The 13,759-nt window shown below is 71.6% G+C and carries 14 protein-coding genes and 1 pseudogene; 11 read left to right on the forward strand and 4 right to left on the reverse strand.

The window, feature by feature from the left end; all coding sequences use genetic code 11:
* A complete protein-coding gene (locus tag ACZ60X_RS11795) occupies positions 1 to 684 on the reverse strand; it encodes a glycerophosphodiester phosphodiesterase (protein WP_469596562.1) in 684 nt (227 codons plus the stop codon).
* A 393-nt stretch (positions 685 to 1,077) separates the two neighbouring features.
* Between ACZ60X_RS11795 and ACZ60X_RS11800 the strand changes: the two genes are divergently transcribed.
* From ACZ60X_RS11800 to ACZ60X_RS11820, 5 genes and pseudogenes are all read left to right on the forward strand, one after another.
* Positions 1,078 to 2,475 (forward strand): DUF6421 family protein, encoded by a 1,398-nt coding sequence (locus tag ACZ60X_RS11800; protein WP_469596565.1) that lies wholly within the window; start codon positions 1,078 to 1,080, stop codon positions 2,473 to 2,475.
* A 41-nt stretch (positions 2,476 to 2,516) separates the two neighbouring features.
* Positions 2,517 to 3,263: an SDR family NAD(P)-dependent oxidoreductase gene (locus ACZ60X_RS11805; RefSeq protein ID WP_469597417.1), complete on the forward strand. Its 747-nt coding sequence runs from the start codon at positions 2,517 to 2,519 to the stop codon at positions 3,261 to 3,263.
* Positions 3,260 to 4,330, forward strand: coding sequence for a threonine aldolase family protein (locus tag ACZ60X_RS11810; protein WP_469596568.1), 1,071 nt, complete (start codon positions 3,260 to 3,262; stop codon positions 4,328 to 4,330). The genes ACZ60X_RS11805 and ACZ60X_RS11810 overlap by 4 nt, the downstream gene beginning before the upstream one ends.
* An 86-nt stretch (positions 4,331 to 4,416) precedes the next feature.
* Positions 4,417 to 5,010: a transglutaminase domain-containing protein gene (locus tag ACZ60X_RS11815; protein ID WP_469596571.1), complete on the forward strand. Its 594-nt coding sequence runs from the start codon at positions 4,417 to 4,419 to the stop codon at positions 5,008 to 5,010.
* Positions 5,011 to 5,050: 40 nt separating this feature from the next.
* Positions 5,051 to 5,318 (forward strand): annotated as a pseudogene (locus tag ACZ60X_RS11820) (aspartate-semialdehyde dehydrogenase); the annotation flags it as partial.
* 475 nt (positions 5,319 to 5,793) lie between these two features.
* Here ACZ60X_RS11820 and ACZ60X_RS11825 read toward each other — a convergent pair.
* Entirely contained in the window at positions 5,794 to 6,522 is a 729-nt protein-coding gene (locus ACZ60X_RS11825; protein ID WP_469596575.1) for a lysophospholipid acyltransferase family protein, read from the reverse strand.
* Positions 6,523 to 6,841: 319 nt separating this feature from the next.
* On the opposite strand from ACZ60X_RS11825, the gene ACZ60X_RS11830 reads away from it, so the two are divergent.
* From ACZ60X_RS11830 to ACZ60X_RS11855, 6 genes are all read left to right on the forward strand, one after another.
* A complete protein-coding gene (locus tag ACZ60X_RS11830; RefSeq protein WP_469597419.1) occupies positions 6,842 to 7,192 on the forward strand; it encodes a thioredoxin family protein in 351 nt (116 codons plus the stop codon).
* 83 nt (positions 7,193 to 7,275) lie between these two features.
* Entirely contained in the window at positions 7,276 to 7,356 is an 81-nt protein-coding gene (locus ACZ60X_RS11835; RefSeq protein WP_399079228.1) for a putative leader peptide, read from the forward strand.
* 44 nt (positions 7,357 to 7,400) lie between these two features.
* Complete coding sequence (locus ACZ60X_RS11840; RefSeq protein WP_469596577.1) at positions 7,401 to 7,910, forward strand: flavin reductase family protein; 510 nt, start codon at positions 7,401 to 7,403, stop codon at positions 7,908 to 7,910.
* A 217-nt stretch (positions 7,911 to 8,127) separates the two neighbouring features.
* Positions 8,128 to 8,913 (forward strand): electron transfer flavoprotein subunit beta/FixA family protein, encoded by a 786-nt coding sequence (locus tag ACZ60X_RS11845; RefSeq protein WP_469596580.1) that lies wholly within the window; start codon positions 8,128 to 8,130, stop codon positions 8,911 to 8,913.
* A gap of 53 nt (positions 8,914 to 8,966) precedes the next feature.
* The gene (locus ACZ60X_RS11850; RefSeq protein ID WP_469596583.1) at positions 8,967 to 9,929 is read left to right on the forward strand and encodes an electron transfer flavoprotein subunit alpha/FixB family protein; all 963 of its coding nucleotides are present in this window, start codon (positions 8,967 to 8,969) and stop codon (positions 9,927 to 9,929) included.
* Between the two features lie 197 nt (positions 9,930 to 10,126).
* On the forward strand, positions 10,127 to 11,425 hold the full coding sequence (locus ACZ60X_RS11855) for a DUF6986 family protein (protein ID WP_469596585.1): 1,299 nt from the start codon (positions 10,127 to 10,129) through the stop codon (positions 11,423 to 11,425).
* 271 nt (positions 11,426 to 11,696) lie between these two features.
* Here the strand turns inward: ACZ60X_RS11855 and ACZ60X_RS11860 are convergent, their stop codons facing one another.
* A complete protein-coding gene (locus ACZ60X_RS11860; protein ID WP_469596587.1) occupies positions 11,697 to 12,509 on the reverse strand; it encodes a hypothetical protein in 813 nt (270 codons plus the stop codon).
* Between the two features lie 7 nt (positions 12,510 to 12,516).
* Entirely contained in the window at positions 12,517 to 13,566 is a 1,050-nt protein-coding gene (locus tag ACZ60X_RS11865; RefSeq protein ID WP_469596590.1) for a LacI family DNA-binding transcriptional regulator, read from the reverse strand.
* Positions 13,567 to 13,759: the final 193 nt, after the last annotated feature.

Genomic DNA, 13,759 nt, shown 5'->3' on the forward strand with positions numbered 1-13,759 from the left:
TCACGCCGTGAAGCGGGCCGTGCGCTTGATCTCCGGGAAGTCCGTCGTCGCGCCGTCCAGCTCCAGCGCGCGCACCAGCCGCAGATGTTCCTGCGTGTTGACCACCCAGCCGATGACCCGCAGGCCGGATGCGCGCGCGTGCTCGACGACCTCCAGGGTGATCCTGCGGATGTCGAGACACAGGGTCGGGGCCCCGACGGCGACGGCCCGTTCCACCACCTCGGGGCCGTAGCGCTCCGCGACGAGCGCCGTGCGCACCCCCGGCACCAGCCGGGCGATCTCGGCGACCGCCTCGTCGTGGAACGAGGACACCTCCACCCGCCCGACCAGATCCCGTTCGTGCATCACCTTCGCCAGCGCCCGGGCCGCCGCGGCATCCTTGATCTCGGCCTGGATCGGTGCGTGCACCGCGTCCAGCACCTCCTCGAACACCGGCACCCGCTCCCCGCGCCCCGCGTCCAGGGAACGCAGCTCGGCCAGGGTCTTCTCAGCGATCGGCCCGGTGCCGTCGGTCGTGCGGTCCACCTCGGCGTCGTGCATGACGACGAGGGCACCGTCCTTGCTCAGATGCAGATCGAGTTCGATGAGATCGAGGCCGGCGTCCTGCGCGGCGACGAAGGAACGAAGGGTGTTCTCGGGTTCGACACCCATGACCCCGCGGTGACCGATGGTAAGGAAGTTCAAGGTTCGACTCGCTTCCGTCGACGGCGGCTCGGCGCACGCGGGACGGACGGACGCCGTCGTCCGCGCGGGCAGGCTCGCAGCCTAATCGCCGGGGCCCGCGATGAACCCGCACGTGCACGCCGTACGGGTGCGTGCCGCGCGCCTCAACTGGCCGGTATGCGCCCCCGCCGTCACCCGCTCGTGGGCGAGTCCCCGCGTCTTTGACCGGCCGGACCGACGCCGTCGTCTGCCCTCTCGCAGACGACGGAAGTGACCGCCGTCACGGTTTGGGGCAGGAAATTCATCGGTGACCATGCGATCCGACGGGAAAATTTCCCGAGTAGCCTCTTGATGGCGGAAACGGGGTACGCATACGGTGTCCATACGCGAGGTTCTCCTGTGGAGGATGGGACAATGACGGAAATTCTTGTGCAGGCGGCTACGGAGGAGCGGATTCCTCCGTCGACCAGGGTGATCGAGCACCCGGCCTGGCCCGTGCTCAAGGATGCCGTGGAGCAGATCCGGCCATGGCAGTCCAAGGACGGGTCGATCGACTTCGCTGCTGAGGGCGCCCCGGCCAGGGCGGACGCCGAGGCGGCCGTACGGCGGGTCGTGGACGCGATCGAGCGGCTCTCCCCGCTGCTGCCGCACGACGCGGCCTACCACCGGGCCGTGGCGCGGGACCTGCGCCGCTGGGCCCAGGACGGTTTCGCGGTGCCCGACTTCCTGGACTCGCTGCTGGAGTTCCAGCCGGCCGCAAACCGCGCGGACGGCCTGCAGCACCTGGTCGTCTTCCCGATGTACACGCAGAACGGCAACCTGGACCGCAATCTGGAGGCGGTCGTGCTGCGCATGGTCTGGCCGGACTGGCTGGCCGAGCTGGAGCGCACCCGCTACGACAACCCGCTGTTCTGCGGCATCACCTTCGAGGACTTCACCTCCGGCTACGACACCAACTCGGCCGTCCTCTTCCCGGAGACCATCGCCGTGCGCGAAGCGCCGGAACGTTTCTCCTGGGGTGGCATCTTCTGTGACCGCGAGGCGGCCCGCTTCCGCCGCGTCACCGAGGCCGCCGTCGACATCCTGGGCCTCGAACTGCCCGAGGACATCGCCGCGATGGTCCACGACCAGAAGCGCTGCGAAGAGGCCTTCGTGCTCTGGGACATGGTCCACGACCGCACCCACAGCCACGGTGACCTGCCGTTCGACCCGTTCATGATCAAGCAGCGCCAGCCGTTCTGGATGTACGGCCTGGAGGAGCTGCGCTGCGACCTCACCGCCTTCAAGGAGGCCGTGAAGCTCCAGGCGGACGGCGTCCCGCAGGCCCGTGACGTGCAGTACGCGGTGCTCTTCGACCGGATGTTCCGATTCCCGGTCACCGGCGACCGCGTCCGCAACTACGACGGTCTCGGGGGCCAGCTGCTCTTCGCCTACCTGCACAAGCACGACGTCGTCCGCTGGAGCGACAACAAGCTCTCCATCGACTGGGAGCGCGCCCCGCAGGTCACCAACCAGCTGTGCGCCGAGATCGAGCAGCTGTACCGGGACGGTATCGACCGCCCGAAACTGGTGCACTGGTTCGCCGGGTACGAGCTGGTCGCCACCTACCTGGCGCCGCACCCCGGCTCCGCGTGGGCCAAGGGCCCGGACGCCCTGGACCTGACCCAGCCGCCGCGCAAGCTCGTGGACGAGGTGCTTCCGGACGAGTTTCCGCTGAGCATGTTCTATGAGGCGCTGTCCAAGAAGCTGAAGAGCGTGATCGCCTCGACCAAGGGCATCACGGCGGCCGGCGCCGAGCGGATCGCCGCGTGAGCGACCGCCTGAAGAACACTGCTCAAGAGGGGAAGAACATGGTGGGGAACGGGTCTCTCAGTGGTGCGGTGATCGCGGTGGCCGGTGCGGGCGGACCCGCCGGGCACGCGACGCTGGTCCGGCTCGCCGAGGCCGGCGCGGTCGTGGTCGGTGCCGACAACAATCCCGAGCGCCTGGCGGAGAGCGTGGACGCGGCCCGCTACGCGAACGGCGGCGCCACCGTCACCGGCGAGACGGTGGACCTGCTCGACCTCGACTCGACCCGTGCCTGGGCCGATCGCACCGAGAAGGAGTTCGGCCGGATCGACGGCCTGGTCCACCTCGTAGGCGGCTGGCGCGGCAGCGCGACCTTCGCGGAGACCGGCCTCGCCGACTGGGATCTGCTGGAGAAGCTGCTGATCCGCACCGTCCAGCACACCTCCCTCGCCTTCTACGACGGCCTCCAGCGCAGCGACCGCGGCCGCTACGTGCTGATCAGCGCCGCCGGGGCGTCGAAGCCCACCGCGGGCAACGCGGCGTACTCCGCGGCCAAGGCCGCCGCCGAGGCCTGGACGCTCGCCATGGCCGACGGCATCCGCAAGGCGGCCGGCGAGGCCGGACCGCGGTCGGCGGCTACGATCCTGGTGGTGAAGGCGCTGGTGCACGACGCGATGCGCGCCGAACGCCCCAGCGCGAAGTTCGCGGGTTTCACGGACGTCAAGGACCTCGCCGAGGCCATCGAGGGCGTCTGGGCCAAGCCCGCCGCCGAAGTGAACGGAAACCGTCTGTGGCTGACCGAGAAGCCGTGAACCCACCCAGGACCGACGCGCGGCGCCATCACGACCCGCAGGTCCGCGGTTTCGCCAGTGACAACTACGCCGGAGCCCACCCGGAGGTGCTGGCCGCCCTGGCCCTGGCCAACGGCGGCCACCAAGTGGCGTACGGCGAGGACGAGTACACCGAGAACCTCCAGCGGATCATCCGCGGCCATTTCGGGTCCACGGCCGAGGCCTTCCCGGTCTTCAACGGCACCGGCGCGAACGTCGTCGCGCTCCAGGCGGTCACCGACCGCTGGGGCGCGGTGATCTGCGCCGAGAGCGCGCACATCAACGTCGACGAGGGCGGGGCCCCGGAGCGCATGGGCGGCCTGAAGCTGCTCACCGTGCCCACCCCCGACGGCAAGCTCACGCCCGAGCTGATCGACCGGCAGGCGTACGGCTGGGAGGACGAGCACCGCGCGATGCCGCAGGTCGTCTCGATCACCCAGTCGACCGAGCTGGGCACGCTGTACACGCCCGAGGAGATCCGGGCGATCTGCGAGCACGCCCACGCGCGCGGCATGAAGGTGCACCTGGACGGCTCCCGGATAGCCAACGCGGCGGCGTCCCTGAACGTGCCCATGCGGACGTTCACCAACGCGGTCGGCGTCGACATCCTCTCCCTCGGCGGCACGAAGAACGGCGCCGTCTTCGGCGAGGCGGTCGTCGTCATCAACCAGGACGCGGTGCGGCAGATGAAGCACCTGCGGAAGATGTCGATGCAGCTCGCCTCCAAGATGCGCTTCGTCTCGGTGCAGTTGGAGGCGCTGCTGGCGAAGGACCTGTGGCTGCGCAACGCCCGGCACGCCAACGAGATGGCCCAGCGCCTCGCCGAGGGTGTGCGCGCGGTGCACGGGGTGGAGCTGCTCTACCCCGTCCAGGCCAACGGCGTCTTCGCGAAGCTTCCGCACGACGTGAGCGAGCGGTTGCAGAAGCGGTTCCGGTTCTACTTCTGGGACGAGTCCGCCGGGGTGGTGCGCTGGATGTGCTCCTTCGACACCACCGAGGAGGACGTCGACACCTTCGTGGCGGCGCTCAAGGAGGAGATGGCGCGCTAGCAGGCGCACGGGCATTGATGCATAGATATGTGGTCACCCGAAAAGTAATTGACTCTCGGGTGATCGCATTCCTATGCTCGGCGCCCATGGAGCTGATCCAGAACACCGCGGACCTCTCTGCCTACTTGGCCGCCGACGAGGTCATCGACCATCACCATCCCGTGGTCCGGGAGACGGCCGCCCGACTGGCCGAGGGCGCCTCGGACTCGTATGCCTATGCGCGTGCCGCGTACGAGTTCGTGCGCGACACCATCCCGCACTCCGCCGACGTCGACGACCCGCGCGTCACCTGGCGTGCCTCGGACGTCCTGGAGCAGCGCACCGGCATCTGCTGCGCCAAGGCTCACGCGCTGGCCGCGCTGCTGCGGGCCGAGGACATCCCGACGGCCCTGTGCTACCAGCGGCTCGCGCACGACGACGGCGGTGGTCACGCCGTGCACGGTCTGGTGGCCGTACGCTTCCGCGGCGCCTGGCACCGGCAGGACCCCCGTGGCAACAAGCCGGGTGTGGACGCGCGGTTCTCGCTGGACGGCGAACAGCTGGCGTGGATCCCCGACCCGGCCGCGGGGGAGGTGGACTATCCGCTCCTGTACGCCGCACCGCATCCGCTCGTCCTCGCCGCCCTGAAGGGCGCACCGGACCGGCCGCACCTGTGGAAGGCACTGCCGGACGCGCTCTGAGCCGGCTCCCATGGTGTGTCGAGCGGGAAGCGGGAGCCACGCGGCGACCGCCGACCACACCGGCCTCGACATCGTATTCTTCTCCGCGGGCGGCGCGACCTCCAGGGCGCCGGCGCCGAAGGTCGCCGCCCAGGGGCGCCGTCGTGATCGGCGACTTCTCGGCCTGGCGCATGGACCCCGAGGTCCCGCTGGTCGTCTCCGAGGTGAACCCGCACGCGATCGCCGACCGTCCCCAGGACATCATCGCCAACCCGAACTGCACGACTGTGGCCGCGATGCCGGCCCTGAAGGTGCCGCACGAGGCCGCGCCGGGCGGTCACTGCCGGGTCGGCGCGCACCGCGTCATGCGTCGCAGGGTGGCCCGGTAGGGCGCAGCGCCCGGCGTGCGCGGTGACGACGGGTGCGGTGCCGGCCGGTGGACGGGGGCGGACGCGTCGGCCGCGGGGTTCTCGGCGGCCGGTCGCCGGGGCGGGCCGAGCCCCCGGTCCCGGGGGCCGTCGGCGATCGGGCGGCCACCGAGCGGTGGGCAGGGTACGGCCGCGGGGCGGAGAGCGCCGGAGCGGCGTCCGGCGAGTCCGACGAGGCCGGGCCTGGAGGAGGCAGCGAAGCGCAAGGCCGCCCACGGCAGCGCGGCACCCGGCGCCGGTGCTCGGGGAGCCTTCCGGTCGTGGAGGGCGCCGTCATCCCCTGTCGCCGCGTGTGCCAGGAGGGTGAGTTGCCCGCGCCTGGGGCAGGGGCACTGGGCGCAGCCCCTTCGCCCCGCGCCCGTCGGCTCCGGGTTTCTCAGTGCACCTCCGCCGCCCGGAGTGCCTCCGCCGTCGGGGCGGTGCCGCCCAGATGGGCCGGGAGCCACCAGGAGTCCTCCGGGCCCTTGGAGCGGCCGGGGTAGGCGCGCTGGGCGGCTTCCAGGAGTTCCTGGACGCGGTCGCGCAGGCGGCGGGTGATGGCGCCCGCGTACTGGTCGCGGGGGGCCTCGACCGCCTCGCCGACGCGGATCGTGACGGGCAGGTGGCTGCGCCTGAAGTTGCGGGGCTGGCCCTTGGTCCACAGCCGCTGCGTGCCCCACACGGCCATGGGGACCAGCGGGACGCCCGCTTCCTGGGCCAGGCGCGCGGCGCCGGACTTGAAGCCCTTCAGGGTGAACGACTGGGAGATCGTGGCCTCAGGGAAGACCCCGATGACCTCACCGGAGCGCAGCGAGTCCAGCGCGTGGGCGTAGGCCGCCTCGCCCTGCTCGCGGTCCACCGGGATGTGCTTCATCCCGCGCATCAACGGACCGGAGACCTTGTGCCGGAAGACCGACTCCTTCGCCATGAAACGCACCAGGCGCTTCTGCGGCAGGGCCGCCAGGCCGTTGAAGATGAAGTCCAGATAGCTGATGTGATTGCTCACCAGCACGGCACCGCCCGAGCGCGGGATGTTCTCCGAACCCTGGCAGTCGATCTTCAGGTCCCAGACCTTGAACAACGTCTTGGCGAAACCGATGACGGGGCGGTAGACCAGCTCTGCCATGGGCGGGGTGGACCCTTTCTGCTCTGCTCGGGAAAGGGGATCCCGGCGGGAAAGTTACGGAGCCGTAGGTTTACGGCGTCTCGCAGATCGTGCCCGAAGAACGCACGGGTAGCCAGTCCTGGTGCCCCGCCGCGGCGAGATCCTCGTCACGTCGGCCTACACCCCGCCTCTGTTCTTTGAATGCCTTTTGTGCGACGCGGGGCTTCCGTCCTGTCAGGCGGGAATCTTCGCGGGCTGTTCCGCGCTGGTGGGGATGCCGGCCGGAAGCGGCGGAGCGGAGGGCGCGGTGCGCGGTCAGGACGAGGACATACGGGACGCCATGCGGGACGAGATGCGGTACGACATGCGGCGGGGGGGCGACGGCATGCGGCTGGGAGCGGCCGAACTGGGCGGGCAACTGGGGGAGCGGGCCACCCTCGTCCAGTTCTCCAGTGCCTTCTGCGCGCCCTGCCGGGCCACCCGGCGCGTACTCGGCGAGGTGGCCGCGATGGTCCCCGGTGTGACGCACGTCGAGGTCGACGCCGAGGCCCACCTGGGTCTCGTATGCGCGCTGGGGATCCTCAAGACACCCACCGTGCTCGTCCTCGACGCCGACGGCCGCGAAGTGCGGCGCGCCACGGGACAGCCCCGCAAGGCCGACGTCATCGCGGCGCTGGGGAAGGCGGTGTGAGGGTGCCTCAGGACGCGGTGGCGCGGCTTCCGGATCCCGGACCGCACTTGACTGCGCGGACCACCTATCGTCAGCCTGACCGTATGCCGATCGAACTCCTTCTCCACGGGCGGGTCCATGTCGACCTCGCCCGCACCGCGAGCGCGTGCTGTCCGGGCTGTTGAGCGGCTACGCATCGGCTCGTCCCCCTCGGCAGAAGGACACTTCCATGACGGCCTCGCCCGAACTCGGCACCGCCCGGCTCGCCTCCCCCGACCTGCTCCGCTCGACCTTCCGCCGGCACGCCGCCGGTGTCGCGGTGATCACAGCGCGCGGTTCCTCCGGCCCGGTCGGCTTCACCGCCACCTCCCTCACCTCGGTCTCCGCCGAGCCCCCGCTGATCTCCTTCGGCATCGGCACGGGCGCCTCCAGCTGGCCCGCGATCGCCGAGACGGACCATGTCGGCGTCCACATACTCGGTGAGCACCAGAGCGAGCTGGCCGCCACCTTCGCCCGCAGCGGCGCCGACCGCTTCGGCGCGCCCACCTCCTGGCGCGAGGGCCCGGAAGGCGTACCGGTGCTCGGCGACGTCCTCGCCTGGCTGGTCTGCCGGGTCGTCGGCCGTGTCCCGGCCGGTGATCACCGCATCGTGCTCGCCGAGGTCGTCCTCGGGGACCCGTCCGGCTCCGGCCGGCCGCTCCTGTACCACCAGGGGCGGTTCAACGGCCTGCGGGATTGATCACGCCGGCAGCTTCTGCGCGCCCGTCGAGTTCCGGTTACGCTGCGTTGCGAAGGTCACAGTTCAAAGCGCTTGCTTAGCGGGCATGAACTGAGTGTACTGATGAGTAATATTTCGGTCGGAGCGCGCGGACGCCCCGATCGGGATCGGCCGCTTCAGGCGCCTATGCTGCCTGCAAGAGGCAGCCCGGAAATGACGATGCAGTAGGAGAGCCGGCGTGAGCTTGAGGATCGTTGTCACTGTGAAGTACGTGCCCGACGCCACTGGCGACCGGCACTTCGCCGATGACCTGACCGTCGACCGCGACGACGTGGACGGTCTGCTCTCCGAACTGGACGAGTACGCGGTCGAGCAGGCCCTCCAGATCGCGGAGGACGCGGACGACGCCGAGGTCACCGTGCTGACGGTCGGCCCGGAGGACGCCAAGGACGCCCTGCGCAAGGCCCTGTCGATGGGCGCGGACAAGGCCATCCACGTCGAGGACGACGACCTGCACGGCACGGACGCCATCGGCACCTCCCTGGTGCTGGCCAAGGCCATCGAGAAGGCCGGCTTCGACCTGGTCGTCTCCGGCATGGCCTCCACCGACGGCACCATGGGTGTCGTACCGGCCCTGGTCGCCGAGCGTCTGGGTGTCCCGCAGGTCACCCTGCTGTCCGAGGTCTCGGTCGAGGACGGCGTGGTCAAGGGCCGCCGTGACGGCGACGCGGCTTCCGAGCAGCTCCAGGCGTCCCTCCCCGCGGTCGTCTCCGTGACGGACCAGTCCGGCGAGGCGCGTTACCCCTCCTTCAAGGGCATCATGGCGGCGAAGAAGAAGCCGGTGGAGTCCTGGGACCTGTCCGACCTGGACATCGAGGCCGAAGAGGTCGGCCTGGACGGCGCGTTCACCGCGGTCGAGACCGCCAACGCGCGTCCGGCGCGCACGGCCGGCACCATCGTCAAGGACGAGGGCGAGGGCGGCAAGCAGCTCGCTGAGTTCCTCGCGGGCCAGAAGTTCATCTAAGGGCCCGCCCCCGCTGACCGCCCCTCAACTTCGTTTCGCAGGAGAGCAATCCCATGGCTGAAGTCCTCGTCTACGTCGACCACGTGGACGGCGCCGTCCGCAAGCCCACCCTGGAGCTGCTGACGCTGGCCCGCCGCCTCGGCGAGCCGGTCGCCGTCGCGCTCGGTGCCGGCGCCGCCGACACCGCCGCCACGCTCGCCGAGCACGGCGCGGTGAAGGTCCTCACCCACGACGCGTCCGAGTACGCCGACTACCTGGTCGTGCCGAAGGTCGACGCCCTGCAGGCCGCCTACGAGGCCGTCTCCCCGGCCGCCGTGCTGGTCCCGTCCTCCGCCGAGGGCAAGGAGATCGCCGCCCGCCTGGCGCTGCGCATCGGCGCCGGCATCATCACCGACGCCGTCGACCTGGAGGCCGGCGACGAGGGCCCGGTGGCCACCCAGTCGGTGTTCGCCGCGTCCTTCACCACCAAGTCCCGCGTCACCAAGGGCACCCCGGTCATCACGGTCAAGCCGAACTCGGCCGCCGTGGAGGCCGCCCCGGCCGCCGGTGCCGTCGAGGCCCTGGCCGTGACCTTCTCCGACAAGGCGACCGGCACCAAGGTCACCGCCCGCACGCCGCGTGAGTCGACGGGCCGTCCGGAGCTGACCGAGGCCGCGATCGTGGTCTCCGGCGGCCGTGGCGTCAACGGCGCCGAGAACTTCGCGATCATCGAGGCGCTGGCCGACTCCCTCGGCGCGGCCGTCGGTGCCTCGCGCGCCGCCGTCGACGCCGGCTGGTACCCGCACACCAACCAGGTCGGCCAGACCGGCAAGTCGGTCTCGCCGCAGCTGTACATCGCCAACGGCATCTCCGGCGCGATCCAGCACCGTGCCGGCATGCAGACCTCGAAGACGATCGTGGCCGTCAACAAGGACGCCGAGGCCCCGATCTTCGAGCTGGTCGACTACGGCGTCGTCGGCGACCTCTTCGACGTCGTCCCGCAGCTGACCGAGGAGATCAAGGCCCGCAAGGGCTGAGCCCCGCCAGGCGCCGCCCGAGGCCCCGGTGACCCCTGCGGTCGCCGGGGCCTTCGTGCATCCTGAGGGCGGATCCCCCGATCTCCCGGCACCCACCCGCCCACGCTCCGGACGGGGTGTTGACCAGCGGGAACGACCCAGATAACTTCATCCTACGGATTATTGATTCCGTAAAGCGGAAAATTGGAGGGTGTGGGATGGGTCAGCAGGAGAAGGTGGCGACGAGCCTCGCGGGCGCCGTGAGCGAGGAGATCAGCGCATCCCTCGCACCGGTCGACGCGGAGCTGGAGCGCCGCTACCCCGGGGACCCCGGCACCCGGCAGCCCGTCCACACGGTCTACGTCCCCGGTGACGCCTTCGCCGCCGACACCATCCGCTCCTGGGGCGACCAGGCCCTCGCCGCCCTCGACGAGCACGCTCCGGACGCCGCCTCCTTCGCGGCCGTCCTCGGCCTGTCCGACGAACTGGCCGAGCCCGTCTACTCGCGCGTGCGCGCCAAGCTGGAGCGCGAGCCCGTCGAGGACCTGCGCGTCGACTTCGAGGACGGCTACGGCCCCCGCCCCGACGCCGAGGAGGACACCACGGCGGCCCGCGCCGCCCGGCTCATCACGGAGGCCTACCGGGACGGCACCGCGGCGCCGTACATGGGCATCCGCATGAAGTGCATGGAGGCGGCCGTCCGCGACCGGGGCATCCGCACCCTCGACGTCTTCCTCACCGGCCTGATCCAGGCGGGCGGCCTGCCCGAGGGCCTGGTCCTCACCCTGCCGAAGGTCACCTATCCCGAGCAGGTGAGCGCCTTCGTGCGCCTCCTGGAGGCCTTCGAGAAGGCGCACGGCCTGGACACCGGCCGGCTCGGCTTCGAGATCCAGATCGAGACCAGCCAGTCCATCCTCGCCACCGACGGCACCGCGACCGTGGCCCGGATGATCCAGGCCGCCGAAGGCCGCGCCACCGGTCTGCACTACGGCACCTTCGACTACAGCGCCTGCCTCGGTGTCTCCGCCGCCTACCAGGCCAGCGACCACCCGGCCGCCGACCACGCCAAGGCCGTCATGCAGGTGGCCGCCGCGGGCACCGGCGTCCGCGTGTCCGACGGCTCCACCAACGTCCTGCCCGTCGGCCCGACCGCCAAGGTCCACGACGCCTGGCGGCTGCACTACGGCCTCACCCGCCGCGCCCTCGCCCGCGCCTACTACCAGGGCTGGGACATGCACCCGGCCCACATCCCGACCCGCTACGCCGCCGTCTTCGCCTTCTACCGCGAGGGCTTCGAGCAGGCCGCCGGCCGCCTCGCCCGCTACGCCAACCACGCCGGCGGCGACGTCATGGACGAGCCCGCCACCGCCAAGGCGCTCAGCGGCTACCTGCTGCGCGGCCTGGACTGCGGCGCGCTCGACACCGCCGAGGTCGCCCGCCTCAGCGGCCTGACCCGCGCCGACCTGGAGGCCTTCGCCGCCCCCCGGCGCGGCGACCTCACCGCCTCCGCGAAATAGCGGCCCGCCACCGGCTGGCACGGGCGTGGCCGGGCGGGCGGTGGAGCGGATCCTCGCCCGGGGCCGGACCGCCGGCGCCGGTCCTGCGGGTGTCCGCCGGCAGCACCCGGAGGCCCGCCCGACGCCGAGGAGTCCCGCGAGGCGCGCTCCGGTTCGACGGCCGCACGCGGGTACCGACCGCTGCTCCTGCCGGGCGACCTGGCCCGACGCAGCGGGATCCCGACCGCCGGACGCGCGTGTGGCGGGCGAAACCCGACGGTGACAGCGGCGTCTACGGCGGCGGTGTCCCGTCCGAGGGCGGCAACCGTGACGGATCGGTGCCGGGGCGTCCGGTCCGCCGGACGGCGGTGTACGGCTCGAAGCCCGAGCGCGTCACCCACCGCTGCTCGGCGAACAACCGGGTGCCCCGCGCGCACAGGGCGGGGTCCTGGCGGGCGCGTGCGCAGAACTCCTGCGGGGTGACCCCGAACAGCTCCCGCAAGGCGGCTGATCCGGCGAGGAGTTCACCGATCAGCACGTGCTGGTCGCCGGGGTGCGGCCGTGGCGCACCGCCGCCGTCGCGCAGCACCCCGTGCCGGTTGACGTACGCGTACACCCCGGGGAGTACGGACCCGTCCGGGAACGCGATCCGCACCTGCGACGCGGGCAGCCACGCCCGCGCGAAGTTGCCGTCGGGCAGCGGCACGCCCTCGCTCGCGTCGATCACGTTCAACTGGCGCCGGTCCAGCCAGAGGACGAATAACTCCCTCGAGGAACCAGGGGACTTGACGGGAGAGGCCGAGACGTACCCCAGCCGGCTGACATGCGCCGAGACACCCACGTCGAGTCCGGTGACCCGCGAGCGCACCATCGGCAGGGGCGAGTCGATCTCGAACTCGGCCATCTTCTGCCGAAGTTGGCCGGGGCAGGCGTTGGAGCCCACCGCGAGCACCGGCACCCGGTCCTCGTGCACCAGGCACTCCAGCGGCAGCATCCGGTCGCCGCGCAGCAGCCCTGAGTCGGCGGGCCAGGCGCCGGGATAGGTCAGCGGATGGTCGCGCGGGGCGTCGGCGAGGCCCAGCTCCGCCAGCGTGTGTCCGGCCATGCGCGGCTCAGCCCGCCGGCGGCAGCTCGCCCGAGCCGCGCGTGATCAGCCGGGTGGGCAGTTCGACGCGCTCCGGGGCCACGAGTCCGCCGTCCAGCTGACGGAAGAGCCGCTCGGCCGCCGTACGGCCCAGGGCGGCCGCGTCCTGGGCGACGACCGTGACGCCCGGCTGGAGCAGATCGGCCAGTTCGAAATCGTCGAAGCCGACCAGGGCGACCCGCCGGGCGTGCTCGGCCAGGACCCGGATCACCGTCACCGTCACCCGGTTGTTGCCCGCGAAGACCGCGGTGACGGGCTCCGGGCCGCTCAGCATCTCCTCCGCCGCCCGGCGCACCCGCTCCGGGTTCGTCTGCCCGAGCGACATCCAGGCGTCCGCGACGGGTATCCCCGCGTCCTCCATGGCCGCCCGGTAGCCGCGCAGTCGCTCGGCGGCGGTGTGGATGCGCGGCATGTCGCCGATGAACCCGATCCGGCGGTGGCCGTGCGCGATCAGATGGGCCACGCCGGCGCGGGCGCCGCCGAAGTTGTCGGACAGGACCACGTCGGCGTCGATCCGTCCGGCGGGCCGGTCCACGAACACGGTCGCCACCCCGGCCCGGATCTCCGGCTCCAGATACCGGTGGTCGTCCCCGGCCGGGATCACCACCAGCCCGTCCACCCGCCGCGCGCACAGGGCCAGTGCCAGCTCCTGCTCACGCTCGGGGTCCTCGGCGCTGGAGCCGTTGATGAGGAGGGCGCCATGGGCCCGGGCCACCTCCTCGACGGCGCGGCTGAGCGGCCCGTAGAACGGGTCGGCGAGATCCTCCAGCACCAGGCCGATGCTCGCCGTACGGCCCTTGCGCAGCACGCGGGCGCTGTCGTTGCGCCGGAAGCCCAGCGCCTCGATGGCCTCCTGCACCCGGCGCTCGGTGTCCGCGGTGACGCCGGGCTCGCCGTTGACCACCCGGGAGACCGTCTTCAGTCCGACCCCGGCCCGCGCCGCCACGTCCTTCATCGTCGGGCGGTTGCCGTAGCGGGTGCCGGGCAGGCGGTCTGCGGGGCGGGTGGTGTCGGGCACGATGCGGCGTCCTGTCCTGTCGTCCGTCTGGATTCGTCCGTCCGGTCCGGATGGCCGGGCGTCCTCGGTGGTCCTCGGGAGGCCGTGAAAAGAGGCGCCTTAGGCGATCCGGCGTTCGTATGAGGATGTGGCGTCGAGCATAGAGCCTGGACAACGTTGTCAGATGCGAGAGAGACTGTCCACCGCTGTCTGT

It is taken from the genome of Streptomyces sp. NPDC104106, assembly GCF_055584345.1.